This is a genomic window from Corynebacterium durum, from assembly GCF_030408675.1.
Taxonomy (GTDB): domain Bacteria; phylum Actinomycetota; class Actinomycetes; order Mycobacteriales; family Mycobacteriaceae; genus Corynebacterium; species Corynebacterium durum.
Map to the genome: position 1 here is coordinate 688,143 of NZ_CP047200.1, position 23,891 is coordinate 712,033.

A 23,891-nucleotide genomic window follows, 5' to 3' on the forward strand; every position below is an offset into this window, starting at 1 on the left:
GGGGAGTGATGTTTAGTCTTGATGATCTAGACCCGGATCAGCGGCTCGCTGCTACCGCACCGCGGGGGCCGGTGTGCATTCTCGCGGGCGCAGGCACGGGCAAAACCCGCACTATCACCTACCGCATTGCGCATTTGATTGCGCAGGGTTTTGTGAGTCCGAATCGTGTGTTGGCGGTGACGTTTACTGCCCGGGCTGCAGGGGAGATGCGGCATCGCCTGAACATGATGGGGATTGGCGGGGTGCAGGCTCGGACGTTTCACGCGGCGGCGCGCCGCCAATTGCAGTATTTTTGGCCGCAGGTGGCGGGTGACTTGCCGTGGCGGCTGCTGGACAATAAGTTTCCGTTGGTAGGCAGGGCTGCCCGGTCGGTGGGGGTAGAGTCAACCACGGAGAACGTGCGAGACTTGCTTTCGGAAATAGAGTGGGCGAAGGCGTCCCTGGTCACGGCGGATATGTACGCCGAGCGTGTGGCCCAAACCAAGCGCACTCCACCAGTGACCCCAGATAAGGTTGCGGAGGTGTATCGCCGGTACGAGGCGATGAAAACCACTGATGAAGGCATGTTGCTGGATTTCGATGACCTGCTGCTGCACACGGCGGGTGCACTGGAAAACTCCGCTGCGATTGCGGAGGAGTTTCGGCAACAATACCGTTCGTTTGTGGTGGACGAGTATCAGGACGTCACCCCACTGCAGCAGCGCCTGCTGGAGGCGTGGCTGGGGGAACGTGATGATCTCACCGTGGTGGGGGACGCCAACCAGACCATTTATTCGTTCACGGGTGCGACCCCGGAGTACTTACTGCAGTTTTCCAGGACGTATCCGCACGCAGCGATCACACGCCTGCAGAGGGACTACCGTTCGACGCCTCAAGTGACCACGCTGGCTAACACCGTCATTGGCCATGCGTCCGGGCGTATGGCGGGTACTCGCCTAGAGCTCATGGGCATGCGCCCAGCGGGGCCGGATCCTGTATATAACGCGTACCCCGACGAACCAACCGAGGCACGAGAGGTGGCGGCGCAGATTGATGCCCTGCTCAAGCAGGGGGTACCGGCGTCGGAAATTGCCGTGCTGTACCGCATCAACGCGCAATCTGCGGTGTTCGAGCAGGCACTTTCCGACGCCGGGATTGTGTACCAGATTCGCGGCGGCGAAGGGTTTTTCACTCGGCCGGAAATTCGTCAGGCCATCACACAGCTGATCCGTACTGCTCAGCGCCCTGATCTTCCGCAGGATGCGGTGGGGCCGGAAGTACACCGCATCGCCCGCTCGGCGCTGGCCCCCTTAGGGTTGACCCCCACGGAGCCGGAAGGCGCGCAGGCTCGGGAGCGGTGGCAGTCGCTGCAGGCGTTGGTGGATCTGATTCAAGAATTGGGCACTGCCACGCCAGACATCGACCTGAGTGGTGTGTTGGTGCAACTGCGGCAACGCGCCGAGGCGAAGCATCCACCCACCATGGAGGGAGTGACATTGGCCTCGCTGCATGCGGCGAAAGGCTTGGAGTGGGATGCAGTGTTCCTTGTCGGGCTGGTTGATGGGTCCGTGCCTATTTCCCATGCGATCAAGGCAGGAGACGCGCAGATTGAGGAAGAACGTCGACTGTTTTATGTGGGCATTACCCGAGCCCGTGAACATCTGCGCTGTTCGTGGGCGCTGGCACGCCAGGAAGGCGGCCGTGCCAGTAGGAAACGCACACGCTTTTTGGATCAGATTGCACCGGACACGGAACTGGAACAATCGCGTAACAAAAAGGTACGTCCGAAGAAATGCCGAGTATGCGGGAAACCGCTAGAGACTCCCGCAGCGAAAGTTCTGATGCGGTGTGAGGATTGCCCCTCAGATGCAGATTCCGAGGTTTTTGAGACTCTCCGCTCCTGGCGCGCTGAGGTCGCCCGGGAACTCCAGACACCCGCATATATTGTATTTTCGGATGCCACGCTCATGGCTGTGGCGGAGTCGATGCCAACGTCTGTAGAGGAACTGCTGGGCATCTCTGGTATCGGGCCAGTGAAGGTCGAACGTTTCGGGGAAGAGCTGCTGGCTGTCGTTCGAACATGTGCTGAAGCATCGGACGTTTCATAGACATCTACGTCTTGGTGTAGCTCATGCCGCGAGCTGCATTGTTGTACCCCGATGCGTTGTGCTGCCGTGTCCATTGGCGCACACTCTTGTCCAGAGGATACTGGTAGTGTTTCTGCTTTCTTGCTGTGGGGTGGACATGCCCTGAAACTTAGCTGGTGCGAACATAGAATATTGCAAAAATATGCATCAGCAAAAAATTATGTAAATCTTATATTTCTTTGTTACCAAACCGTAGTTTTCTTGCATGTCATTCCGGTCGTGTTTTATAAAACCCCAGGTGAAAATGATAAAGACCTGCAGTATCGGATCGCCTAAAATGGCAATAAGAACAAAGTGTTACGTCAAATGATGTGAAATAGTTTACAGTTTTGTAATTGAATCTTGCTGGGATTGTTCGCTACACTCGCTCTTGTAATTGTTCATCCACTACGTAAGGAGCAGACATGCTTTCTACTCTCGCATCCAACACCTTCTGGGGCGTCTTCAACTTCATTCGCACCCTGATCGGCTTCCCGAAGTAATCGTATTTCCCAGAAGGGAAATTCATCTGAAGCACCTGTTGCTCTTGATATGTATCAAAAGCAACAGGTGCTTTTGTGTAGCTAACTGGAATTATGATCAATTATTCATCTGCCAACATGCGGGGCAACTGGGGTGGGACTCGTACGACATGAGTGTGACATCAAGGCGATAAGGATCCACTTCCAGCAGGTCACCGGGCTGAAGTTGTAATAGCGGGGTGCCAGGGGGCTCGTAGGACGTGCCCTGCAGTGTTGTTACCACGCTCAGTAGTCGCGCAGCTGTTGCGTGAGCAACCACTGGGTCGTGGGTGGTGTGGGCGGCTGCGACCTGCGCCAAGAGGGTGGGCCAATGCTCGTCGACAGCCATGCGATGCAGATCCATGCATAGTGGGCACGGACCCGCGCCGTTGATGTGCAAGGGGCCGATGGTTCCGCGGCCGTCGATAAGCGAAATGGGGATGAAGGTGCCTCGGCGGCGGACAAGCGGTGTGGAGAGGCGTCGGGCGTGGGGCATCCTGTCTACAAGGATCAGGGGTGTGTCGGCGGGGCAGCGGAGGAAAAACTCCTCATCGGTTTCGCCGCTCATCAGTGGATAGACTCGAAAACCGCTCGTGGTGAACGCAGAAGTAATGATGCTTGCTAAGGGCGAATGCCCGAGCACATACACATCCTGTGTGCCTGTTGGGGCGGGTCGTAACACACGATAATCGAAGAGTTCTTCCAGCAGGGTTTCGGCCACGGAGCGGGGCAGGCCCGCCTCTACCAGCGAGCGGCTCAACTCGCTCCACGTGATGTCAGTGCGAGCCCGCAGTAGCGTGCGCAGAATCCCCGACATGTGTTCCTCGTCTATGCCGTCAATCACCCCGGCGCGCGTGGCATCCACCCCGAATTGTAGGGCAGGCCCCGGGCGCACAAACACGTGCGCAGCAGGTGATAGGCGCACAACAATATCATTCATGGTTCCCCCTGAATCCCCGCGCTGATGGTTCACACTTTAGCTAATATTTGTTGTCATGCCTACTTACGCCCCTGATGTGGATGTGATTCGCTCGGCTCGTCGCACCCGAACCAGCAGCGCACGGCTTGTCGAAGGCCGCATTCAGGTCCGCATACCCGCGTGGCTCAGTGAGGAACAGGAACGCGAGACGGTGGAGAAACTCGTGGCGAAGGTCCGCAAGCGCACCACCCCACGCAGGTTTTCCGACGCCCAGCTTGCCGAACGTGCCGAGCGCCTCAACCGCACGCTTCTCGACGGCCGCGCATGCCCCGGAAGCATCCGATGGGTCAGCAACCAAAACTCTCGCTGGGGGTCCTGTACACTCAGCACAGGAGCCATTCGCATCTCTGATCGGCTGCAGAACGTTCCCGACTACGTGCTGGATTCGGTGATCGTGCACGAACTGGTTCACACCTTCATACGAGGCGGCCACAGCGCGGAATTCTGGGAATGGGCCAACCGTGCGCCCAAAGCCGAGCGTGCCAGGGGCTACTTGGAGGCATATCAGGAATTTTCCCAGGGCGGGGGCGGGCAGTGTGATAGAGCACGGCGGCTACGTGGTTGGCGATGATCTACCAAACTGCCAAAAACCCTAGGAAAAATGGCAGTGTGATAGAGCACGGCGAGCAGGAAAGCCGTGAACACCGTTAGTGCAAACGTTTGCATAGAAAAAGGTCTACCGCCAGGTACGGAAACACCCTGTTTTCGAGCCCAGCGGTGGACCTATATGACAAGCACGTAAAGTGTGCTTATCTCCAAGCCGAAAAACACCTCATTTTCGTGCTTGAGCATAAGCATATTTTGCGGGGGTCGAACCCACCTTATGGGATCACAGCAAAACCCTAGCTCAGCTGTTCGTGTGCCACTGCGATGGCATTGGCGATTGCAGTGCGCGATTGTGGAGAGTTTTTCCAACAGGAGGAACCTAGATGTGCGGCGGCGCGGTCGACAATCTCATCCACAGATGCCGCCGCCAGACTGCTCATATCGCCGAATCCAATTTCTTCTAAGCGCTGCACCACGGTCGGTCCGACAAAGCGGGCACTCAGCAGCGCCTCGCGTTCGTGGGGAGTGAAAGACATTACTGTTCCTCCTCGTCGTCTTTACTCTTGTCGTCGCCAGTATCGCCGGATTCGCCCTCTGCCTTTTCGGCTTCCTCGGCGAGCATTTTTTCTAGTGCATCGATTTCAGCAATGGGGTCGAACCCATCGACTTCACCTTCGCTGAGGAGGCCGTCGATGAACTCTGCGGAGCTGTCAATGTCGGAGGCGACGGGCAGGAAGTCGGGGTGGTTCCACACTGCGTCGCGGCGAGTAGTACCCACCGCAACGCCAACGCGGCGCCAGAGTTCTTTCGCGGCGTCGACACGCGGTGCGCTGATGTCGATGCCAACAACTTGTTTGAGCACGTTGTCTGCGGATCCGCCGGAAGTGCGGCGGCGCTGCCAGGCGTCGTTCATGATGGCGGTGGAAGGCATGCGTTCGCCCATGGCTTCCGTGACTACCAGATCAACCCAGCCTTCAATGAGAGCCAGCAGTGTTTCCAGGCGGCTGATGGCGGCGGCGTTGTTGGAGGTGATGCGTGGGGTCAGGTCGGATTCTTGGAGTCGCCCGATGAGGTCTTGGATATTCATGGGATCGTCGGGGTTGATGTCCATGGAGCGGAGAACATCGTCAATTTCGGTTTTATCTACCACTAGGCCCGCAGCGAATTCCTCCACGGAGGACACGAACATTTCCGTCAGGTAGGGAATGTGTGTGAAGAGTCGTTGGCGTGCGGCTTCCCGGGCGCACAGGTACACGAGTGCTTCTTGTGTGGGAATGTTCAACCCCGAGGTCAGTTCCGCCAGGCGCTGCGGCATGATCGCGGTGACACCAGCTGGAGCGAGAGGAAGGCCAAAATCGGTGCCGCTAAGTGCTTGGGGTGCGAGGTCCCCGAGGCTGTTGCCCAGGTTCATGCCCTGGTGCATGCGGGACATGTGTTCGATCATGTTCTTCATGGGGCCCAGGTCGCCTTGTAATTCTTCAGGCAACCCCGAGAGTTCGGCCTCGGCAGTGCCTTCAGCAACCGGGCTGATGAGCCGTTTCCACATAGGCAGCGTTTCGGTCAGCCAGGTGTCGGGATCCCACGCAACAACGCGATGACCAGCGGTGGGGAAGCTGGTGGCATCATCCAGCCAGAGTTCCGCCAGCCGCACTGCTTCTTCAACAGCCTTGGTGTCGTGGTCGCGGACGCCCGCCGCAGTTGAGTGCTGGCTGTGGTAACTGGTAATGGCTTGCCGGGCGATGCGCTCAGCGAGGGGAAAATTCACCGGGCCTTGAGCATCAGGGGAGTTCATGCTGGAACCCATGCCGGAAAGCATCTGCCCAAATTGGCTGAGAATATCGCCTAATCCACCAGTACCGTCGCCACTGGAACCGGACGCCCCTCCCGCGCCAGAGCCGTCTTGGTCACCAAAGGCACTGCTAAAACCGGATCCAAAGCCTCCGCCGAATCCGGGTCCGCCAAAGCTAAAGAAACCAAAGGGATTGTGGTTATCCTGGTTGTCGTTGTTGCGGCGGTTGTCGTCGTCATTATCATCGTCGTCGTTGTTATGTGCGGAAAAACCAAAATTGTTAGGACTCATAGGCTCTAACCTACCGGTACGTCCCCGAACCTAGCCATGTACAACCCAACGCTGTGAGCGAACACGTTGGCGGTGTGTTGATGCCCCACACTTCCACACCCCGCGCGCCAACCCGGCGTGTTAGCATCCCGCCATGCCTCCTGTATCCTAACTGTCGTGAATCGTCGTTTACGTACTGTGACCCTTGGAGCTCTCCCCGTTTTGCTGCTGACACTTCTTGCGACGTCGTCCAGCATTCCGGGCACGAATATTTCCCTCGCGGTGCCGTTTGCCGCAATGGGTCCGGGGCCGAGTTTCAATACGCTCGGCGATTTTGACGGCAAACAAGTGGTGGATATTCAGGGCGCTGAGGTAGATAAAACAAGCGGAAACTTTAACATGACCACAGTGGCGGTGCGCCAGAATATGTCGCTTGCACAGGCCGTGTCCCGCTGGATTAGCAGCAGTGACACTTTTGTGCCGATTGACCAAGTTATTCCGCGCGGACAGTCCAGGGAACAGACGGAACAGGAAAACCAACAGGCGTTTCTTACATCAGAATCTGCGGCCACTTTGGCGGCGATGAACTACCTCAAGCGCCCCGTTGAAGTGGAGGTCATGCAGTTGGTGCCCGACTCGGCGGCATCGGGGAAACTCTCTGAGGGAGATGTGATCACAGCGGTGGACGGTACAACTGTCACCGAACCAGCCCAAGTTCGGGAGATTGTGCAGAAAAAGAAACCCGGCGACGAGATCACCGTGACCGTCAAACACGATGGCGCAACTGAAGATAAGGCCATCAAGCTAGGCAAACATCCCGATGATGAGAATACGCCGCTACTAGGTGTAACCATGGGTGCCGCCCCCTCAGATGGCGTGAAAGTGGACTACAACCTGGAAGACATTGGTGGCCCCAGTGCTGGTCTGATGTTCGCATTGGCTGTGGTGGATAAGTTGAGTCCCGGCGAACTCAACGGCGGTAAGTTCGTTGCGGGCACCGGCACCATTGATGACACCGGAAAAGTCGGTGCCATCGGCGGCATAGAGCACAAGGTGAAGTCCGCAGAAGACCTGGGTGCTGAGGTGTTCCTCGCTCCGGCTGATAACTGCAAAGAAGCCATCAAAAACCACCCCAAGGATATGACGGTCCTCAAGGTGACGTCCCTTGAGGACGCCATCCATCAGCTGGACGCCTACAACCGTGGTGACGGCTACACCACCTGTGGCTAGGACAGGTCTACTTTGATGTAGGTTCAGCTGAAGCCTTGGACTCCTCGGATGCTTCCGGCTCTGCTGAGGTGCTGGTGCCAGATTCCGACGTCGACTCTGACTCCTTGCTCTCCGTCAACCCCAGCTCATGAATACGTTTCCTCGGATCCTGCTTATCAGTCGAAATCATCTGCTGCATCACCAGGCCCTTGTTGTTGTCCACTACCGTCACAATTGCGGTGTTTCCTAACGTCGACCACCCGACAATACGGTCGCCCTTGTCCTCCACTATCCGCGAACCCCGCAGCTCCGTCAGCAACTGCGTCGTTGACGCCGCCTTCGACTCGTTGGCAAAGAACTGGAACTGCCCCACCTTCAGCCCGGAACAGGCTACCGAATCCGCCACACCGTTAGGCATGCACGACTCGAACTGCTGGAACAACGACTCCGGGGCCAAACTCCCAAACGTCTTCTGCGCCTCCGCGACACTCTTCGCATCCTTGGAGGTCGTGCCGCTTGCCGACGCCCTGCTGCTCGCCGTGGACTCTACCGTCGAGGTCTCCGTCCCCGACACACTCGACCCACCCGAGTCGTTGGGGGAGGACTGCCCACCACATGCCGCTAACACCACCACACTGGCGGACAAGACGGCACCTAGCACTAGGTGCCGCGAAGAAAAACGTGAGGACAACACCTTACGAGCCTCCAGAAACGTATGAGAAAACGACACAATACAACTTACTCGGCTTCCTGCTCCAAGGTATACCGAAGTGCAGCAATAACGCCGGGAGCCACCTGAGGGCCGCCCCGCAGTTCAATATTATCCTCTGCAAACGGGCCCTGAGCGGCCAGCTCGTCCTCCGTTGGCCTGATCTGAAGCAGCGTCAATTCCTCGCCACCACGCAGTACCCCCGAAAATAAGCGCGCCGGGCGGGGTTCGTTGGAGGGGGAAGGGGAGTCGCGGAACATGATTTCCTGCGCGAGGATCACCCCAGCCACGTCAGCAGGCCAGGCGAGGCGCGAAATATAGTCCTCCAATTCTTCTGAGCCGCCTCCCAGGTTCGCTGGCAGCGAATCTTGGACAACGAGGGTGAGTGGCGCGGTGTCGTCATCGCCGTCAGTGGATGGCAGGGCGTCGATAAGCAGAGAGCTTGGTACCAGCGCAAACAGCGTTGGTGCGGCGTCCCAGCCCTCGGCATGGATGAAGTCGACGGCCTCCATCATGGCTTTATTGAGGGCTTGTTGGGTGAGGGGGGAGTTGGTCACGGTTGTCCTTACACTTATAAATGTCCGTAAAGTAGGAAACTACTTGGCATCACGACTATATAAGGAGTTGGAGTTGGCTACCGGCCTAACACCACCATCACCCTCCATTAAACGGCCACCACGCATCCTCACTATCATCATCGCGGTGGTGGCTGTCATTGGGCTGGTTGGACCTTTGCTTGTTAGCTACTACACGGACTGGCTGTGGTTCGGCGAAGTGCAATTTAGGAGTGTGTTCACCACAGTGCTGGTCACGCGCCTTGTCTTGTTCTTTGTGTTCGCACTGGTCACGGCCGCGATTGTGTGGCTAGCAGGGTATGTGGCATACAGGAATCGCCCTGATTTAATGACGGAATTCGGGGTCTCCAGCCCCATCGTGGAATATCGCAGGATTATGGAACGCAGCGTGAGGAAAATACTGGTCACGCTGCCCATCCTTGCGGGTGCCGTCGCAGGTGCGATTGGTCAAAATTCATGGCAGACCGTTCAAATGTTTTTGAATGGTCAGTCATTTGGCCAGCGTGACCCGCAGTTTAATATGGACTACGGCTTTTACGCATTTACGCTTCCTATGCTTCGGCTGGTCATTGGGTCATTCTCCGTGCTTCTGCTTGTCGCATTTGTGATTATGCTGATCGGCAATTACCTACTGGGTGGCATTCGCGTGGGTAATCAAGCATTGGGTGTGAAAAGTAGCATCACCACCGCAGCTCGTGTGCAGCTCATGGTGGTATTGGGCCTTTGGATGCTGCTGCGTGTGGTCTCGTATTGGCTGGATCGTTTTGACCTTTTAAGTTCCCAGCAGGCTATGTTCACTGGTGCCGGATATACCTCTATTCACGCGATTTTGCCTGCGAAAATCCTCCTCATGGTCATTGCCGTAGTGGTCGCGGCCGCGTTCTTCTCGGCGATTGTGCTGCGTGACATGCGCATTCCCGCTCTTGCCACAGTGCTGATGCTGTTTAGTTCCCTGATTATCGGCGTGGCCTGGCCTTATGTTGTGGAGCAGTTCTCTGTTCAGCCTAACCGCGCGGAAAAAGAAACCCCCTACATTGGCCGCAATATTGAGGCGACGCGCTACGCCTACGGTCTGACTGACGACAAAGTCACCTACATGAACAACTGGGGTGCTCAAGGGGCCACCGACGAGGAAGTAGCAAGTGATGCCAACACGCTATCCAACATTCGCCTCCTCGACCCAGAAATTTTGAGTCCCACGTTCACGCAGCAGCAACAGCTGAAGAACTTCTACGGCTTCCCCAAGAGCCTCACTATGGACCGCTACAACGTGGATGGCGAACTCCGTGACTATGTGGTCGCTGCCCGCGAGATGGATCCGCAGGCGTTGAGCGACAACCAACGGGACTGGGTGAACCGTCACACCGTGTACACCCACGGCAACGGTTTCATCGCAGCACCGGCCAACAAGGTTGATGAGGTCGCCCGAGATGTCGGCTCCACCCGCGGTGGTTTCCCCGTGTACACGGTGTCTGACCTACAGTCCATCGAGCGCAACGCCAGCAGCCCGGATGCGGAATCCCCCGATAAGCTGGGCATTAACGTCACCCAGCCGCGTATGTACTTTGGTCCGGTTATCGCAAACGTGCCGGAAAACCTGGATTATGCGATCGTCGGTAAGGCCGGTGGCGAGAACTCCTTTGAGTACGATACGGACACCTCCAACTTCACCTACGACGGTAACGGTGGTGTGAATATCTCCAATCCGGTCAACCGTGCGGCGTTTGCGCTGCAGTACCAGGAAATGAAACTGCTGCTTTCTGATCGCATCGGTGATGGTTCGAAGATTATTTTCAACCGCGATCCGCGCGCCCGCGTGGAAAAGGTGGCACCGTGGCTGACCACGGATACCACCACCTATCCCACCGTGATCGACGGCCGCATTAAGTGGATCGTGGACGGCTACACCACGCTGGAGAACCTGCCTTACTCCCAGCGCACTTCCCTCACCGAAGCCACTGAGGATGCCATCAACCCCACCGGAACCACGCAACAAATGCTCACCGAGCAGGTGGGATACATCCGTAACTCCGTGAAAGCCGTGGTGGACGCCTACGACGGCTCGGTGGAACTTTATGAGTTTGACGAGCAAGACCCAGTGCTCAAAGCCTGGAAAGGTGTGTTCCCCGGGACGGTCAAACCCAAGAGCGAAATTTCTGACGAATTGCGCGACCACCTGCGCTACCCAGAAGACCTGTTCAAGGTGCAGCGTTCCTTGATCACCAAATACCACGTCAATGACCCGCGGCAGTTCTTTACCAACGATGCCTTCTGGTCTGTCCCTGGTGACCCGACCGTGGAAAACGAGAACCGACAGAGCCTGAACCAGCCGCCGTACTACATCGTGGCCGCCGACCCGGAAACCAAAAAACCTAGTTTCCAGCTGATCACCCCATTCCGCGGGCTGAAGCGCGAGTTCCTGGCGGCGCACATGTCGGTATCTTCCGATCCTGACAACTACGGCAAGATCACCGTCCGAGTTCTGCCCACTGATACCCAAACTCAGGGACCGAAGCAGGCTCAGGACACCATGATGTCCTCCGACCAGGTCGCCCGCGACCGCAGTCTGTGGAAAGGCACCAACGACCTCAAGAACGGCAACTTGCTCACCCTGCCGGTGGGCGGTGGTCAGATCCTCTACGTTGAGCCGATCTACTCGCAGCGACGCGACCAAACCTCTGCCTTTCCGAAACTGCTGCGCGTGCTGGTGTCCTACAACGGCAAGGTCGGCTACGCACCCACAATTGCGGAAGCACTCAGCCAGGTTGGTATTGACCCCCGCGAAGCCAGCGACGTTGAAGATGCCGTCGCCGCAGGTGCGGACACCACCGCCAACAAGGGTGACGACGCCCAGGGCAACAACAACGATACCCAGCAACCGGCCTCAGCTCCCGCAGCCAGCTCTGAAGGTGAGGCGCTGGACCGTGTGAACAAGGCCCTTGATGGGCTTCAGGAAGCCAAGGGCAAGTCCTTCGAGGAATATGGCAAAGCCATCGACGAGTTGGACCGCGCGGTGGACGAGTACCGCAAGATCAAAGGCGGAGGTGGGCAGTAAGCTGTCGTAAGTTTGCTGAGTTTTCGCAGCTCAGTGCCGCGATTGGTGTTTTAGGCCGAACCTATGTAAAGTGATCATTCGTTGCCAGTTAATGGCAACAAGGTGAATAAACACCCATCGCGGGGTGGAGCAGCTCGGTAGCTCGCTGGGCTCATAACCCAGAGGTCGTAGGTTCGAATCCTGCCCCCGCTACTAAGTAAGCCCCCTACCAAGGAAAACACCTGGTAGGGGGCTTTATTTTTGCTTCAGAAGTGCTAGGTGACCTCTTTGAAGAATTTGGCTACTTCTCATCGTCCTCGTCGCGGACGATGAGAATCTTCTTCGACGCGGCCATCAACGCCGCGTTCCACTTCTCGGCCGTCTCATCAATGTTTGCCAGGGAAAGCATCATAGCCTTATAGGAGACGAAGACGGCAGCGCTCACGGTGATCATGTAGGCAATGGCCGCAAAAACCGACAATACAAAGCCACCAAAGCCGTCAGTGGCCACACCTGCGATCCAATCCCCAAAAGAGCCGATATCGAGAGCGCAAGCAGCCACGTCGAGCGGTAGCAAGACCCACATGGCCGATAGCAGTAGGGCAGAAGCATGAAGACCGATGCCGCCGACTGCCCGCCATAGCGCCCGCTGCCACGACCGCCCTGCCTCCATCTCTGCTGCGTAGCGCTCCCGCTCTTCTCGCAGTTCCTTGACAACCTCGTGGTGATACTTCACAGCGTTTTCCGAGCGTTGCGTCGCAATCTCGGCACGCTCGGCCGCGTTTTCGATCGCTGCCGTCACATTCTTTGAAACGTCAATGGTCAACGCTCGCAGCCATTGAAGGAAAGGATGGGGATGCTCTGATCCGTATCGCGATTAATACTGCGCTGGAGAACACCACCTGGTCGAGACGAGATCAGCCATCTTCACCGGGTCGTGATGGAAGTTTCTGCGCCTCAGCCCAGATTTACTTGGTTAATAAAATTCGTGGGACGATTGTTAAGACGCTTGAACCTTCAATTTTTGTGGCAGAGCACGGACATCATGTCATCACGGCTTTCCCCACCAATACCTCGAAGTGTAAATGATATGAGTCTTGCACAAGAATTTATCGATGCTCTTAATACAGATAACTCTGCTGATGCCGACCATGCTGCTTTGATTGGATCTGACGGTGATGCGCTTTTGGTGAGATATAGGGGGCAAGACCTGCCATGGCAGATTCCTGTACGAATCCAAGAGTCCGGGTGGAGCAAATTACAGCACAATTTAGAGAACCCCTGGGGGCCGAGCTTTGGTCTCAGTCTTCTAGAGGAACTGTATAAGCTCGACGAAAGAGCGTGGATAAAACCAGAGCTACATTTAATCAATGACTCTGGAGTATGGCAACTGCTAGAGACTGCCTAGAACTAACTGTTGTTATAAACATCTGTCAACCCCGCACGACTTCTCAGCCCTCAGCAATGGCCCCAGCGGTCTGTCTCCACGCCCCCTACGACATCCGTGGCCACTGGGTTAACCTGGCCGATCTCGACCTCGACGAGCACACCGAAATGATCGTCGACTACGAATACTTCCCACACGATTACATCAACTGCCCCTGTCGTCGCCGCGTTCGAGGCGTGGCAGGACATCTGAGGGGTTTTGTTGTGTGTACTGCGTTAAGTTTGCCTATTTCCAGGTTGGGAAAAGAGGTATTTCGACTCGCCGTGATCTATCAAAATCGCGTTTTAGGCAGGGTTTTCGTGCAGTTTGGTAGAGCATGAGAAGTAATCCATCCGCCCGTTCACAGGGCGGGCAACGTAGGGTTCCTCAAGGTAGGTAACTTCTTCGCTCGTGAGGTTTATCTCAAGTCTTCGTACCGCGCTGTAGTTGAGTTTCATGATCTTATCCATCTTCCACCGCTCGGAATTTGAATGCCATTCGCGACGTGCCAGGTGCCCAGATGAGAGTGGGCTGTAGGGGGTTATCGCCAGGTCGTAGTGGCGGCATACTGGCAGCAACTCCCGCTCGTCTTCGCAGTAAAGCAGATTTTAGTGAATTGCATTGATGTAAAGGGTATCCACCCGTTTAGCTCAGCCACGATCTCCATGTTGTGCAGCTGGTAAGCGTACATTTCTGAGGCGCCTAGGGCGCATACCTTCCCGGCCTTGACCAGGGAATCTGGTGCCTCCATGGTGTCCTCAATGGGGGTGGAGTAATCAAAATCGACGGTTCTAAATAGTCGGTGCCGAGCCGTGTCAGGCTTCCGTCGATCTCGCGGGCAATAGCCTCAGCGGAGAGAGCGCCGTCGTTGAAGTACACCTTGGAGGCAAGCACGACGTCGTCACGCGGGACCCCCAGGTTTTTGAGTGAGCGGCCGATGAATTCTTTGCTGGTTCCGTGCGAGTACACGTTTGCGGTGTCAATAAAGTTGATGCCGAGTTCCAGTGCGCGCTTGATGACGTCGCGCGTGGTGTCTTCGTCGTGGGCCCAGGGCGTCGTCACGTGGAACCGTCGCACACTGTCCAGAGTGCGATAATGGTGTCACTATACGCCTTTCTTGGGGGATCGCTTGTGCCGATGACGGTGCGGCAGTGCCTTTTTCACCCCCGCGACACAAGTATTTTTGTCAGTCACATACACCCGGATACCCCCGAATAACAGTGTTCAGTCGCAGATTCTTTACTTCTGAAAATGCGATATTTTTCACTAGCCAGCGGTTTGACGCGGTTCTTGCGCACCTGACCAGGGTTACCTAATTTTTTCATTATCGTGCATATATGCCCGTTCGGGCATGTTTTTGGCGAGGTGCTTCTGCAAAAGGCTGTTGTAAACCGGACAGCTGTACCGGTTTTTTGCCTGCATATACCAACAAGATCACATAGATTTGGATGTATGAGTCCGCGAAAAATTGGCGTAACGGAAGTCGCTCTGCGCGATGCGCACCAGAGCCTCATGGCCACACGCATGGCTATGGAAGACATGGTTGGGATATGTGAAGACATGGACCAAGCAGGTTTCTGGAGTGTTGAGTGCTGGGGCGGCGCTACGTTCGATGCCTGTATCCGTTTTTTGAATGAAGATCCATGGGAGCGTTTGCGCACATTCCGCAAACTGATGCCCAACAGCAAGCTGCAGATGCTGCTGCGTGGCCAGAACCTCCTGGGATACCGCCACTATGAAGACATGGTGGTGGACAAATTTGTGGAGAAGTCGAAGGAAAACGGCATGGACGTTTTCCGTGTGTTCGACGCCCTCAATGACCCCCGCAACCTTGAGCACGCCATGGCCGCCGTAAAGAAGGTGGGTGGGCATGCGCAAGGAACCATTTGTTACACCGTGTCCCCGCTGCACACAGTGGAGGGATACATTGAACAAGCTGGTCGCTTGCTTGACATGGGTGCAGATTCAATCGCCCTGAAAGATATGGCTGCCCTGCTCAAGCCGCAACCGGCGTATGACATCATCCGTGGTATCAAAGACACCTACGGTGATGACACTCAGATCAACGTGCACTGCCACTCCACGACGGGTGTCACTCTGGTGACGTTGATGAAGGCCATTGAGGCTGGTGCTGACGTGGTGGATAGCGCCATTTCCTCTATGTCGCTGGGTCCGGGCCACAACCCCACCGAGTCTCTGGTGGAAATGCTGGAAGGCACCGATTACACCACTGACCTGGACATGGATCGCCTGATTGCTATCCGTGACCACTTCAAGACCATTCGTCCGAAGTACGCCGAGTTCGAGTCGGAAACTCTGGTGGACACCAACATCTTCCTCTCCCAGATTCCGGGCGGCATGCTGTCCAACATGGAATCCCAGCTGAAAGCTCAAGGCGCTGGTGACAAGATCGATGAGGTGATGCGGGAGGTGCCGCTAGTCCGCAAGGACGCTGGCTACCCGCCGCTGGTTACCCCGTCCTCCCAGATCGTGGGTACTCAGGCCGTCTTTAACGTATTGATGGGCCGCTACAAGGTGATGACCGCCGAGTTTGCAGACCTCATGCTGGGCTACTACGGCGAGTGCATTGGCGAGCGCGACCCAGAGCTGGTCAAGCAAGCCGAAGCGCAGACCAAGAAAAAGCCCATTGACGTGCGCCCCGCCGACCTGCTGGAACCAGAGTGGGACCAGCTTGTTGAGGAGGCCAGCAACCTCGAAGGCTACGACGGCACGGATGAGGATGTGCTCACCAACGCACTCTTCCCAGGTGTCGCACCCGGTTTCTTCAGCACCCGTAGCGAGGGTCCGAAGAACGTGGGTAAGACCGCTGAGCAGCTGGAACGCGAGAAGGCTGCCGCCTCGGGTTCCGCCAACGCTGTGCGCGAACCGATTAGTTACAAGGTCACTGTGGGTGGCCGCTCTCAGACCGTCAAGGTCGAACCGGCCTAAGGAGGATTGACACATGTCTACTGAACCCACAATGCAGGAGCGCCTTGACCGGCTCGACGAGGAGAAGGCTCGCGTTTCCCTTGGCGGTGGCCAGGACAAGATTGAAAAACAACATGAGCGCGGCAAGCTCACCGCTCGCGAGCGTATCAACGCCCTGGTGGATGAAGATACATTCCAAGAGACCGGCATGTTTGCCACCCACCGCACCACGCACTTTGGAATGGATAAGGCCGATGCGCCTGCTGACGGTGTGGTGACTGGTTCGGGTGCCATCTTCGGTCGCCCGGCTCACATTGCGTCGCAGGACTTCACTGTGATGGGCGGTTCCGCTGGTGAAACCCAGTCGAACAAAGTGGCTGCCATGATGCAGGCTAGCGCTCACACGGGCACGCCGTTCATCTTTATCAATGACTCGGGTGGAGCCCGCGTCCAGGAGGGTATCGATTCCCTCTCTGGCTACGGCAAGGTGTTCTACAATAACGTGCTGCTGTCCGGTCTGGTGCCGCAGATTTCCATCATCGCCGGCCCCTGTGCTGGTGGTGCTGCCTATTCTCCGGCGCTGACTGACTTCATCATTCAGACCCGCAACGCCAATATGTTTATCACCGGCCCCGGCGTGATCAAGTCCGTGACTGGTGAGGATGTTACCGCAGAGCAGCTGGGCGGTGCAGATGCACATATGAACAAAGCCGGCAACATTCACTTCATTGCCGACGATGACGAGCAGGCCGTGCTGATCGCGCAGAAGCTACTGAGCTTCTTGCCCCAGAACAACACGGAAGAGCCACCGATCGTTGATCCTGACGAAATTGTTGAGCCAGATCCCGAGCTTCGGGACATTGTTCCCGTGGAAGGCAAGAAGGGCTATGACGTTCGCGAAGTCATTGGCCGCCTTGTAGATCATGGTGATTTCCTTGAGGTGCAAGCTGGCTACGCCCAGAACCTGGTGGTCGGTTTCGGTCGACTCATTGGACGCACCGTGGGTGTGATTGCCAACCAACCGAACGTGATGTCGGGTGTGTTGGACATTAACTCCTCCGACAAGGGCAGCCAGTTCATCCGTTTCTGCAACGCTTTCAATATTCCGCTGCTGACGCTGGTGGACGTGCCGGGCTTCATGCCAGGCGTTGCTCAGGAGCACGGTGGCATCATTCGCCACGGTGCGAAGATGCTGTACGCCTACTCCGCCGCAAGCGTCCCGAAGGTCACTGTTGTGCTGCGTAAGTCCTACGGTGGTGCATACCTAGCCATGTGCTCGAAAGACTTGGGAGCAGACCGCGTGTTCGCATGGCCGACCGCTGAGATTGCTGTGATGGGTGCCGACGGTGCCGTCAATGTGGTGTTCCGCCGCGAGATCGCCGAAGCGGAAGACGCGGAATCCAAGCGTGAAGAGCTTGTCAAGCTGTACAAGGAGACATTCTCTACACCGTTCATGGCTGCCTCACGTGGCTTGGTGGATGACATCATTGATCCTGCCGATACCCGCCGCGAGGTCGCGATGGCATTGGAGATTCTCACGAACAAGCGTGTCGCTCGCCCGGCCAAGAAGCATGGTCTGGGGCCGGTGTAAGGAGAAAGGTCATGCAGGAACTATCTCAGGAGCAGCTGCTTGAGCTGGTGAAATCACTATCTACGCGTCTCGACGCCGTGGAAAGCGAACTCGCCGATCTCAAGGCACGCTCCGATTCCGAAATCTCTGAGGATGTGCTGCTTGCCATCAGTGCCGCTGTGTCCGCGTACATGGGCAACAAGGGCAAGGTTAGAGCTGTGCACTTCAGCCGCCACCGTACCTGGGCTGCGCAGGGTCGTCAGGCCGTGCAGGTCCGAACCCGTCGCTTGTAGAAGATCGAAGGAAAAGTCATGAAACTTAAAGTGACCGTCAATGGCATCGCCTACAGCGTCGATGTCGAGGTCGAAGAGGAGCAGCGCAAGCTCGGCTCCATCATCACGGGGGGTGGCGGCGGCGTAAGTAATACCCCCGCCGCTCCGACCACCGCCAGCGTGGAGGGCATGTCCGCCAATGCTGTTGTGGCTCCGCTAGCCGGGTCTGTGTTTAAGATTTTGGTCAATGAAGGTGACGAAATCGAAGCAGGTCAAGTGCTTTTAATTCTGGAAGCCATGAAGATGGAGACAGAGATTACTGCCCCGAATGCGGGTACTGTCGCCCGTATCAGCGTTGCGGTAGGCGACGCCGTGCAGGGTGGTCAGCCTCTGGTCGAGATCAACTAAAAAAACGTCCCCCTGAGTTATTTCTTTGCTCAGGGGGATTTTTGCTTCTATGATGCTAAATCTTGTGGCATGATAGGCAGGGCTTAAGTTTTTTCATGCAAGAAAGTAGGTAACCCTGCCTCATGCACCTTCGGAACCTTATGCGGTCTGTTGCCTCAACAGGAGTCTTAATAGCCGCAGTTATGAGTGCGCCCCATTCCATGGCTCAGGACGCCACAGCCTATGTGGATAAAGCCTCTGGCCCTAACTATCACTGGACTGAAGATTTGCAGTCCCAAATCATGGCCGGTCGTGCCGGCGCGATTCTGCATCGCGTCGCTGGAAGCTGGTTTAACGCCCCAGACATCCCGCAAGAGTCGAAGGATGCGCAGGCGCGTGGTAAATCCCTCTACGGCCCCGGTACGCCGCTTTTTGTGGGCCCCTCAACGCTGTGCACCTTGGCTGTAGCAGGCATTGATGGACAAGGGCGTATGGTGGGCATCACCGCAGGGCACTGCGGGGGCGTCGGTGATGCCGTAGCTTCCGCAGACTCCTGGGAGGTTGGCGTCTCTGGCACTGTGGTGAAGGTGAACCCCCAGCTGGACTATGCGGTCATCGAGTTTGGGTCTAATGCAGAAGTGACTCGCAGCTATAACGGTGTCACCATCAATGCTCTAGGTGGGCCCATTGGTAATCAGCAAACATTGTGTAAGCAGGGCGTCGCATCTGGGTGGACGTGCGGTCCGTCGTGGCAGACGGGCAGTGTCTACAACACGTCTCAAGTGTGTGCTATGCAGGGTGACTCAGGGTCCCCGCTGCTGATTGGGGATCGTTTTGTCGGCTTGATTTCCGGTGGTACGTTGCCCGTCCCAGAATGGTCGTGCCGCACGCCGCTGCAGGGGTCCGCGCATTCTCCGACTAGTGGGCCGATCGCCGATGTGATTCTGGCTGATCTGAACGCTAGTGGGGGAGTGGGGGCAGGTTTCCACCTGCCATAACGTAACCTGCGCTAACCCGTTGTGAATCGATGCCGTCGCTAGGGGGTGAGGCGGCGGAGTACCTCATCATGGAGGAGCCCGTTGGTGGCTACAGCATCGCCACCATGCGGGCCCTCTTCGCCTTTCAGGGAAGTAAAACGCCCGCCTGCCTCCGCGACCAGGATGCTTAAAGGGGCCAAGTCCCAGAGGGAGACTTCTGGCTCGGCAGCAATGTCCACGCTGCCCTCTGCGACCAGGCAGTAGGAGAGGAAATCCCCGAAGGCGCGTAGCCGCCATATGTCCCTGGTGATTCCCAGGAAATGTTCTTGCTTGGCGCGGGTTTCCCAACCCTCGAAGGAAGAGAAGGAGAGGGAGGCGTCGGCGAGTGTCGATACTTTTGATACCTGCAGTTGGCGTGGTTTCCCGCCGTTGAAGCTGCGCCAGGCACCCCCGCCACTGCTGGCCCACCAGCGTCGCGTCAACGCAGGCGCGGAGACGACACCGACGACGGGCACCCCATCTTCCAGTAGTGCAATGAGTGATGCCCACACTGGCACTCCGCGTACGTAGTTTTTGGTGCCGTCGATGGGATCAATGATCCACTGGCGGCCATGCGTGGCGGCGTCGCCACCAAATTCTTCGCCGAGGATGGAATCGTCGGGTCTGTGCTGTTCAATAAGGTTGCGTAGTGCACCCTCACAGGTAAGATCCGCGTCTGACACGGGCGTCATGTCGGGTTTCGAATCAACCTGCAATGTGGAAGATTCAAAACGGTCAAAGGTGATCGCATCGGCGGCATCGGCTAGCTGAAGGGCAAAGGCTAGATCTGTGGAAAAATCGCTCATGCCTGGTTATTCTACGGCACTCATGCTCTCAGACAGGGCGTGCTGAATCTCCGAAACAACCGTTGCGTTTCCGGCAACATGCCAGGTCACGCCGCCTGCTGGAATGGTCAGGCAGGTGCCTCCGACACCTTCAACTAGTGCGCGGCCGGGCAGCCAATCCCATTCAGCCACGGAATGTTGCATCCACGCGCCTAAAGTTCCTTCCGCCACTCCCGCCAGGTCAACGCTGCCGGCCCCGAGCATGCGGATGGATGCGCAGTGGGTGGACACGGACAGCCATGCGTTCCTAACCTCCACCTGCCCTAGGTACGTGGGGTGCAGGTAGGTTCCCAGGCCCGTATGGGACAGGGGGACGTCGTGAAGCTCTGGCAGAGGCTTGGCATCGCGGGTGGTGGGAATGCCCGGCCCGCCGAACCAGGTGTAACCCATCGCTGGGCGGTGAACCGCGCCGAAATGCAGCTGCTCGGGGTTGCTCGGATCGCCGGTGACCAGCGCCAGCGCCGAACACCAGTAGTCGGAGCCGCAGCTAAAGTTGTACGTTCCGTCCACTGGATCCACCACCCAGGTTCGCCCGCTTGTCGACGCCGCGTTCGTCCCCTCTTCGCCCACGATGCCGTCCTCGGGGCGCAAGGCCGCCAACGCGCCAGCAACGAAGCGCTCGGCGGCGTGGTCGGCATCTGTGACCACGTCGGAAATGGAAGTTTTCTGCTCTGTCTGCACCCCCGCTTCGCGCATCCGCCAGGCCAACCTGCCAGCGTTAAACACCAGTGCTTGTGCCAAGTGTTCGTCCGTATCCTGGTCGTGGGCGATCACAAAGGTTTTGGTCACTGCATCGATCATGGTGTTGAACTCGGTCGGGTTCTTCGGAGCTGTCATGATCCCTATTGTGCCCTGCACAGCGGGGATATGCATGCGGTAGGCTTATGCACTGTGCAACCAGACGTGACTGCAGACATCAATGATCTCAATGCCGCTCTGACCACCATTGAAAAGGTGCTTGACCTCGATGGCATGGCAGAGCGAGTGCGCGAGCTTGAAGCCCAAGCTTCCGACCCCTCACTCTGGGATGACCCTGACCATGCGCAGCAGGTGACCAGTCAACTGTCCCATGTGCAAGCGGAGTTACGCCGTGTGACGGAGCTGCGCCAACGGCTCGACGACCTTCCCATCTTGTATGAATTTGCGGAGGAAGAGGGAGACGGCATTGAGGCCGCCGATGAAGAGCGTGCCGCCGTCCGTGCTGAGATTGAAACGCTGGAAGTCAAAACTATGCTGTCGGGGGAGTACGACGCCAGGGAAGCGCTGATCAATATTCGCTCCGGTGCTGGTGGAGTGGACGCGGCCGACTGGGCTGAAATGCTGCTGCGCATGTACACCCGGTGGGCGGAAAAAGCAGGGTACAGCGTTGACATTTACGATATTTCCTATGCCGAGGAAGCCGGCATCAAATCGGCCACCTTCGTAGTGCATGGTGAATACACATATGGCACCCTGTCCGTTGAGCAAGGGGCGCATCGCCTTGTACGTATCAGCCCCTTTGACAATCAGGGGCGGCGGCAAACGTCCTTCGCTGAGGTAGAGGTGCTTCCTGTGGTGGAGCAGACCGACCATATTGAGGTGCCTGATTCGGAAATCCGTGTGGACGTGTACCGTTCCTCCGGGCCGGGTGGGCAGTCAGTGAACACCACTGACTCTGCGGTCCGTCTCACGCACATTCCGACGGGGATTGTGGTGACCTGCCAGAACGAAAAATCCCAGATTCAGAACAAAGCGTCCGCGATGCGTGTGCTGCAGGCGAAGCTGCTGGAGCGCAAACGGCAGGAAGAGCGGGCAGAGCTAGACGCGCTGGGTGCGGGCGGCAATGCTTCGTGGGGTAACCAGATGCGGTCGTATGTGCTGCACCCGTACCAGATGGTGAAGGATCTGCGCACCAAGTACGAGGTCAACGACCCATCTCAGGTTCTTGATGGTGAGATTGATGGATTTCTTGAAGCGGGGATTCGGTGGCGCATGGCCGAGGAGCAGCAGAATTCCTAACCTAACAAAGTTGGCAAAACCTCAGCGGGGTTGCGTCGCCTAGGGCCGAGAGTGAACTAGTGTGATGTGAGTGATCACCTTCGACCAGATAACAAAAACGTATAAGACATCAACGCGCCCAGCGCTGGATAATATTTCGGTGACCATTGAGAAGGGGGAATTTGTCTTCCTCATTGGTCCGTCTGGTTCAGGCAAATCCACGTTTCTGCAACTGATGCTTCGAGAGGAAACTCCAACGTCGGGTGATCTGTACGTTGCTGATTATCACGTGAATCGACTTCGCGGGTCGCAGGTGAACAAGCTACGCCAGCGCATTGGCTATGTGTTCCAGGATTTTCGGCTTTTGCCGAAAAAGACGGTGTACGAGAACGTTGCTTTTGCCCTAGAGGTGATTGGCAAGCGGAGGTCTGTGATTGATAAGCAGGTTCCCGCAACGCTTGACATGGTTGGTTTGGCAGCCAAAGGTGACCGCATGCCTGGCGAGTTGTCCGGTGGTGAGCAGCAGCGTGTGGCCATCGCCCGCGCTTCGGTGAACCGACCGTTGTTGCTACTTGCCGACGAACCCACGGGCAACCTCGACCCGGAAACAGCCAACGACATCATGGTCTTGCTCAACCGCATTAACAAGACGGGCACTACCGTTGTTATGTCCACGCACAACAATTCGGCGGTGGACGCTATGCGACGCCGCGTGATCGAGCTTGAGCTTGGCAAACTAGTCCGCGACGAAGCCCACGGCGTGTACGGCGTCGGACGCTAACCAACGCCGACGCTACAAGGAGAAAGTACATTTCATGAGACTTGCATTCGTTTTCCGTGAGGGCCTGCGCGGGCTGGGGCAGAACATCACCATGACCATCGCGTTGGTCATTACCACGGCCATTTCGCTGGCCTTGCTGTCCACGGGTTTCCTTGTTACCGGTATGACGGAACGCACTAAAGAAATTTACCTTGACCGTGTTGAGGTCATGGTGGAGCTGGACGAAGATATTTCTGCCAGCGATAAGGACTGCTCCTCGGCGAAATGCAGTGAGGTGCATAAGCTGTTGGAGGAATCCTCGGGGGTGGAAAGCGTGACCTACCGTAACCGTGAACAGTCCTATCAGCGTTTCATGGAACTCTTCCAAGACTCTGACCCATTGCTGGCGCAGGAAACCTCCAAAGATGCATTACCGGCGGTTCTGCATGTTCGCTTGAAGGATCCGCTGGATACATCGCCGCTGGATGCTGTGCGGGGTCTGTCCCAGGTGAGTGACGTGATTGATCAGGTAGAGGATCTTCATGGAGCGACGGAAAATCTGGATGCGATCCGTAACGCCACGTTTATTCTCGCCGCTGTTCAGGCGATTGCTGCAATGTTCCTAATTGTGAACATGGTGCAGATCGCGGCGTTTAGCCGTCGGGAAGAAATGTCCATTATGCGCATGGTGGGTGCGTCTCGGTGGTTCACACAGGCTCCGTTTGTGCTGGAGGCTGTGCTCGCAGTGTTGGTGGGGTCGCTGCTGGCTGTCTTTGGTTTGATCATGGGTAAATCGCTTGTGGTGGATAAGGCCTTGGAAAGCCTGTACCGTTCCCAGCTGGTAGCCCCAGTGACTACTCAGGACATTGGCGTGGTGTTCCCTGTCGTAGCGCTAGCCGGTATGATATTTGCTGCAATCACTGCGGCTGTTACTTTGCGGCTGTATGTTCGGAAGTAGCGGCGTCGATAAGTG

The 23,891-nt window shown here is 56.9% G+C and carries 23 protein-coding genes and 1 tRNA gene; 15 read left to right on the plus strand and 9 right to left on the minus strand.

Annotated elements, in window-relative coordinates:
* Positions 1 to 8 precede the first annotated feature (8 nt).
* On the plus strand, positions 9 to 2,087 hold the full coding sequence (locus CDUR_RS03180) for an ATP-dependent DNA helicase UvrD2 (RefSeq protein WP_179418963.1): 2,079 nt from the start codon (positions 9 to 11) through the stop codon (positions 2,085 to 2,087).
* Positions 2,088 to 2,705: 618 nt separating this feature from the next.
* Here the strand turns inward: CDUR_RS03180 and CDUR_RS03185 are convergent.
* Positions 2,706 to 3,566: a hypothetical protein gene (locus tag CDUR_RS03185; RefSeq protein ID WP_179418964.1), complete on the minus strand. Its 861-nt coding sequence runs from the start codon at positions 3,564 to 3,566 to the stop codon at positions 2,706 to 2,708.
* A gap of 55 nt (positions 3,567 to 3,621) precedes the next feature.
* On the opposite strand from CDUR_RS03185, the gene CDUR_RS03190 reads away from it, so the two are divergent.
* The gene (locus CDUR_RS03190) at positions 3,622 to 4,176 is read left to right on the plus strand and encodes a M48 metallopeptidase family protein (protein WP_179418965.1); all 555 of its coding nucleotides are present in this window, start codon (positions 3,622 to 3,624) and stop codon (positions 4,174 to 4,176) included.
* 271 nt (positions 4,177 to 4,447) lie between these two features.
* Here CDUR_RS03190 and CDUR_RS03195 read toward each other — a convergent pair whose 3' ends face one another.
* Positions 4,448 to 4,687 (minus strand): helix-hairpin-helix domain-containing protein, encoded by a 240-nt coding sequence (locus CDUR_RS03195; protein WP_179418966.1) that lies wholly within the window; start codon positions 4,685 to 4,687, stop codon positions 4,448 to 4,450.
* Positions 4,687 to 6,231 carry a zinc-dependent metalloprotease gene (locus CDUR_RS03200; RefSeq protein ID WP_179418967.1) on the minus strand — a complete coding sequence of 515 codons (1,545 nt, stop codon included), beginning with the start codon at positions 6,229 to 6,231 and terminating at the stop codon, positions 4,687 to 4,689. The genes CDUR_RS03195 and CDUR_RS03200 overlap by 1 nt, the downstream gene beginning before the upstream one ends.
* 156 nt (positions 6,232 to 6,387) lie before the next feature.
* Here CDUR_RS03200 and CDUR_RS03205 point away from each other — a divergent pair, with 156 nt between their 5' ends.
* Entirely contained in the window at positions 6,388 to 7,440 is a 1,053-nt protein-coding gene (locus CDUR_RS03205) for a YlbL family protein (RefSeq protein WP_179418968.1), read from the plus strand.
* Positions 7,441 to 7,447: 7 nt separating this feature from the next.
* On the opposite strand, the gene CDUR_RS12960 is transcribed toward CDUR_RS03205, so the two are convergent.
* The gene (locus tag CDUR_RS12960) at positions 7,448 to 7,837 is read right to left on the minus strand and encodes a hypothetical protein (protein ID WP_375379396.1); all 390 of its coding nucleotides are present in this window, start codon (positions 7,835 to 7,837) and stop codon (positions 7,448 to 7,450) included.
* Here CDUR_RS12960 and CDUR_RS12965 point away from each other — a divergent pair.
* Positions 7,836 to 8,138 (plus strand): hypothetical protein, encoded by a 303-nt coding sequence (locus CDUR_RS12965; protein WP_375379397.1) that lies wholly within the window; start codon positions 7,836 to 7,838, stop codon positions 8,136 to 8,138. The two genes, CDUR_RS12960 and CDUR_RS12965, sit on opposite strands and share 2 nt — an antisense overlap.
* 19 nt (positions 8,139 to 8,157) lie before the next feature.
* On the opposite strand, the gene CDUR_RS03215 is transcribed toward CDUR_RS12965, so the two are convergent.
* Complete coding sequence (locus tag CDUR_RS03215) at positions 8,158 to 8,643, minus strand: PPA1309 family protein (protein WP_179419195.1); 486 nt, start codon at positions 8,641 to 8,643, stop codon at positions 8,158 to 8,160.
* Positions 8,644 to 8,758: 115 nt separating this feature from the next.
* Here CDUR_RS03215 and CDUR_RS03220 point away from each other — a divergent pair, with 115 nt between their 5' ends.
* Together CDUR_RS03220 and CDUR_RS03225 are read left to right on the plus strand one after the other, a co-directional pair.
* On the plus strand, positions 8,759 to 11,758 hold the full coding sequence (locus CDUR_RS03220; protein WP_179419196.1) for a UPF0182 family protein: 3,000 nt from the start codon (positions 8,759 to 8,761) through the stop codon (positions 11,756 to 11,758).
* A gap of 118 nt (positions 11,759 to 11,876) precedes the next feature.
* Positions 11,877 to 11,950: transfer RNA gene (locus CDUR_RS03225), tRNA-Met, on the plus strand.
* 88 nt (positions 11,951 to 12,038) lie between these two features.
* Here the strand turns inward: CDUR_RS03225 and CDUR_RS03230 are convergent.
* Complete coding sequence (locus tag CDUR_RS03230) at positions 12,039 to 12,539, minus strand: hypothetical protein (RefSeq protein ID WP_179418969.1); 501 nt, start codon at positions 12,537 to 12,539, stop codon at positions 12,039 to 12,041.
* A 288-nt stretch (positions 12,540 to 12,827) separates the two neighbouring features.
* Between CDUR_RS03230 and CDUR_RS03235 the strand changes: the two genes are divergently transcribed.
* The gene (locus CDUR_RS03235) at positions 12,828 to 13,145 is read left to right on the plus strand and encodes a hypothetical protein (RefSeq protein WP_006063254.1); all 318 of its coding nucleotides are present in this window, start codon (positions 12,828 to 12,830) and stop codon (positions 13,143 to 13,145) included.
* A gap of 720 nt (positions 13,146 to 13,865) precedes the next feature.
* On the opposite strand, the gene CDUR_RS03240 is transcribed toward CDUR_RS03235, so the two are convergent.
* Entirely contained in the window at positions 13,866 to 14,225 is a 360-nt protein-coding gene (locus CDUR_RS03240) for an aldo/keto reductase (protein ID WP_006063257.1), read from the minus strand.
* A 390-nt stretch (positions 14,226 to 14,615) separates the two neighbouring features.
* Here CDUR_RS03240 and CDUR_RS03245 point away from each other — a divergent pair, with 390 nt between their 5' ends.
* From CDUR_RS03245 to CDUR_RS03265, 5 genes are all read left to right on the plus strand, one after another.
* On the plus strand, positions 14,616 to 16,112 hold the full coding sequence (locus tag CDUR_RS03245; RefSeq protein WP_006063260.1) for a methylmalonyl-CoA carboxytransferase subunit 5S: 1,497 nt from the start codon (positions 14,616 to 14,618) through the stop codon (positions 16,110 to 16,112).
* Between the two features lie 13 nt (positions 16,113 to 16,125).
* On the plus strand, positions 16,126 to 17,682 hold the full coding sequence (locus CDUR_RS03250) for an acyl-CoA carboxylase subunit beta (RefSeq protein ID WP_040359747.1): 1,557 nt from the start codon (positions 16,126 to 16,128) through the stop codon (positions 17,680 to 17,682).
* 11 nt (positions 17,683 to 17,693) lie between these two features.
* Complete coding sequence (locus tag CDUR_RS03255) at positions 17,694 to 17,954, plus strand: hypothetical protein (RefSeq protein ID WP_006063262.1); 261 nt, start codon at positions 17,694 to 17,696, stop codon at positions 17,952 to 17,954.
* 18 nt (positions 17,955 to 17,972) lie between these two features.
* Positions 17,973 to 18,341: a biotin/lipoyl-containing protein gene (locus CDUR_RS03260; protein ID WP_006063263.1), complete on the plus strand. Its 369-nt coding sequence runs from the start codon at positions 17,973 to 17,975 to the stop codon at positions 18,339 to 18,341.
* A gap of 182 nt (positions 18,342 to 18,523) precedes the next feature.
* Positions 18,524 to 19,318: a S1 family peptidase gene (locus tag CDUR_RS03265; protein ID WP_081598654.1), complete on the plus strand. Its 795-nt coding sequence runs from the start codon at positions 18,524 to 18,526 to the stop codon at positions 19,316 to 19,318.
* 38 nt (positions 19,319 to 19,356) lie between these two features.
* Here the strand turns inward: CDUR_RS03265 and hisN are convergent, their stop codons facing one another.
* Together hisN and CDUR_RS03275 are read right to left on the minus strand one after the other, a co-directional pair.
* Positions 19,357 to 20,142, minus strand: a complete 786-nt coding sequence (gene hisN / locus CDUR_RS03270; RefSeq protein WP_006063265.1) for a histidinol-phosphatase — start codon at positions 20,140 to 20,142, stop codon at positions 19,357 to 19,359.
* 6 nt (positions 20,143 to 20,148) lie between these two features.
* Positions 20,149 to 21,018 (minus strand): inositol monophosphatase family protein, encoded by an 870-nt coding sequence (locus tag CDUR_RS03275; protein ID WP_179418970.1) that lies wholly within the window; start codon positions 21,016 to 21,018, stop codon positions 20,149 to 20,151.
* A gap of 54 nt (positions 21,019 to 21,072) precedes the next feature.
* On the opposite strand from CDUR_RS03275, the gene prfB reads away from it, so the two are divergent.
* From prfB to ftsX, 3 genes are all read left to right on the plus strand, one after another.
* Positions 21,073 to 22,179, plus strand: a complete 1,107-nt coding sequence (prfB, locus tag CDUR_RS03280) for a peptide chain release factor 2 (protein ID WP_040359754.1) — start codon at positions 21,073 to 21,075, stop codon at positions 22,177 to 22,179.
* 70 nt (positions 22,180 to 22,249) lie between these two features.
* On the plus strand, positions 22,250 to 22,939 hold the full coding sequence (gene ftsE / locus CDUR_RS03285) for a cell division ATP-binding protein FtsE (protein WP_006063268.1): 690 nt from the start codon (positions 22,250 to 22,252) through the stop codon (positions 22,937 to 22,939).
* 34 nt (positions 22,940 to 22,973) lie between these two features.
* Positions 22,974 to 23,876 carry a permease-like cell division protein FtsX gene (gene ftsX, locus CDUR_RS03290; protein ID WP_179418971.1) on the plus strand — a complete coding sequence of 301 codons (903 nt, stop codon included), beginning with the start codon at positions 22,974 to 22,976 and terminating at the stop codon, positions 23,874 to 23,876.
* Positions 23,877 to 23,891: the final 15 nt, after the last annotated feature.

Excerpts from the sequence above, each read along its gene's own strand:
- CDUR_RS03180 (WP_179418963.1), top strand. The coding sequence starts at position 9 with ATGTTTAGTCTTGATGATCTAGACCCGGATCAGCGGCTCGCTGCTACC.
- CDUR_RS03185 (WP_179418964.1), bottom strand. The coding sequence starts at position 3,566 with ATGAATGATATTGTTGTGCGCCTATCACCTGCTGCGCACGTGTTTGTG.
- CDUR_RS03190 (WP_179418965.1), top strand. The coding sequence starts at position 3,622 with ATGCCTACTTACGCCCCTGATGTGGATGTGATTCGCTCGGCTCGTCGC.
- CDUR_RS03195 (WP_179418966.1), bottom strand. The coding sequence starts at position 4,687 with ATGTCTTTCACTCCCCACGAACGCGAGGCGCTGCTGAGTGCCCGCTTT.
- CDUR_RS03200 (WP_179418967.1), bottom strand. The coding sequence starts at position 6,231 with ATGAGTCCTAACAATTTTGGTTTTTCCGCACATAACAACGACGACGAT.
- CDUR_RS12965 (WP_375379397.1), top strand. The coding sequence starts at position 7,836 with ATGCACGACTCGAACTGCTGGAACAACGACTCCGGGGCCAAACTCCCA.
- CDUR_RS12960 (WP_375379396.1), bottom strand. The coding sequence starts at position 7,837 with ATGCCTAACGGTGTGGCGGATTCGGTAGCCTGTTCCGGGCTGAAGGTG.
- CDUR_RS03215 (WP_179419195.1), bottom strand. The coding sequence starts at position 8,643 with ATGATGGAGGCCGTCGACTTCATCCATGCCGAGGGCTGGGACGCCGCA.
- CDUR_RS03235 (WP_006063254.1), top strand. The coding sequence starts at position 12,828 with ATGAGTCTTGCACAAGAATTTATCGATGCTCTTAATACAGATAACTCT.
- CDUR_RS03245 (WP_006063260.1), top strand. The coding sequence starts at position 14,616 with ATGAGTCCGCGAAAAATTGGCGTAACGGAAGTCGCTCTGCGCGATGCG.
- CDUR_RS03250 (WP_040359747.1), top strand. The coding sequence starts at position 16,126 with ATGTCTACTGAACCCACAATGCAGGAGCGCCTTGACCGGCTCGACGAG.
- CDUR_RS03255 (WP_006063262.1), top strand. The coding sequence starts at position 17,694 with ATGCAGGAACTATCTCAGGAGCAGCTGCTTGAGCTGGTGAAATCACTA.
- CDUR_RS03260 (WP_006063263.1), top strand. The coding sequence starts at position 17,973 with ATGAAACTTAAAGTGACCGTCAATGGCATCGCCTACAGCGTCGATGTC.
- CDUR_RS03265 (WP_081598654.1), top strand. The coding sequence starts at position 18,524 with ATGAGTGCGCCCCATTCCATGGCTCAGGACGCCACAGCCTATGTGGAT.
- hisN (WP_006063265.1), bottom strand. The coding sequence starts at position 20,142 with ATGAGCGATTTTTCCACAGATCTAGCCTTTGCCCTTCAGCTAGCCGAT.
- CDUR_RS03275 (WP_179418970.1), bottom strand. The coding sequence starts at position 21,018 with ATGACAGCTCCGAAGAACCCGACCGAGTTCAACACCATGATCGATGCA.
- ftsX (WP_179418971.1), top strand. The coding sequence starts at position 22,974 with ATGAGACTTGCATTCGTTTTCCGTGAGGGCCTGCGCGGGCTGGGGCAG.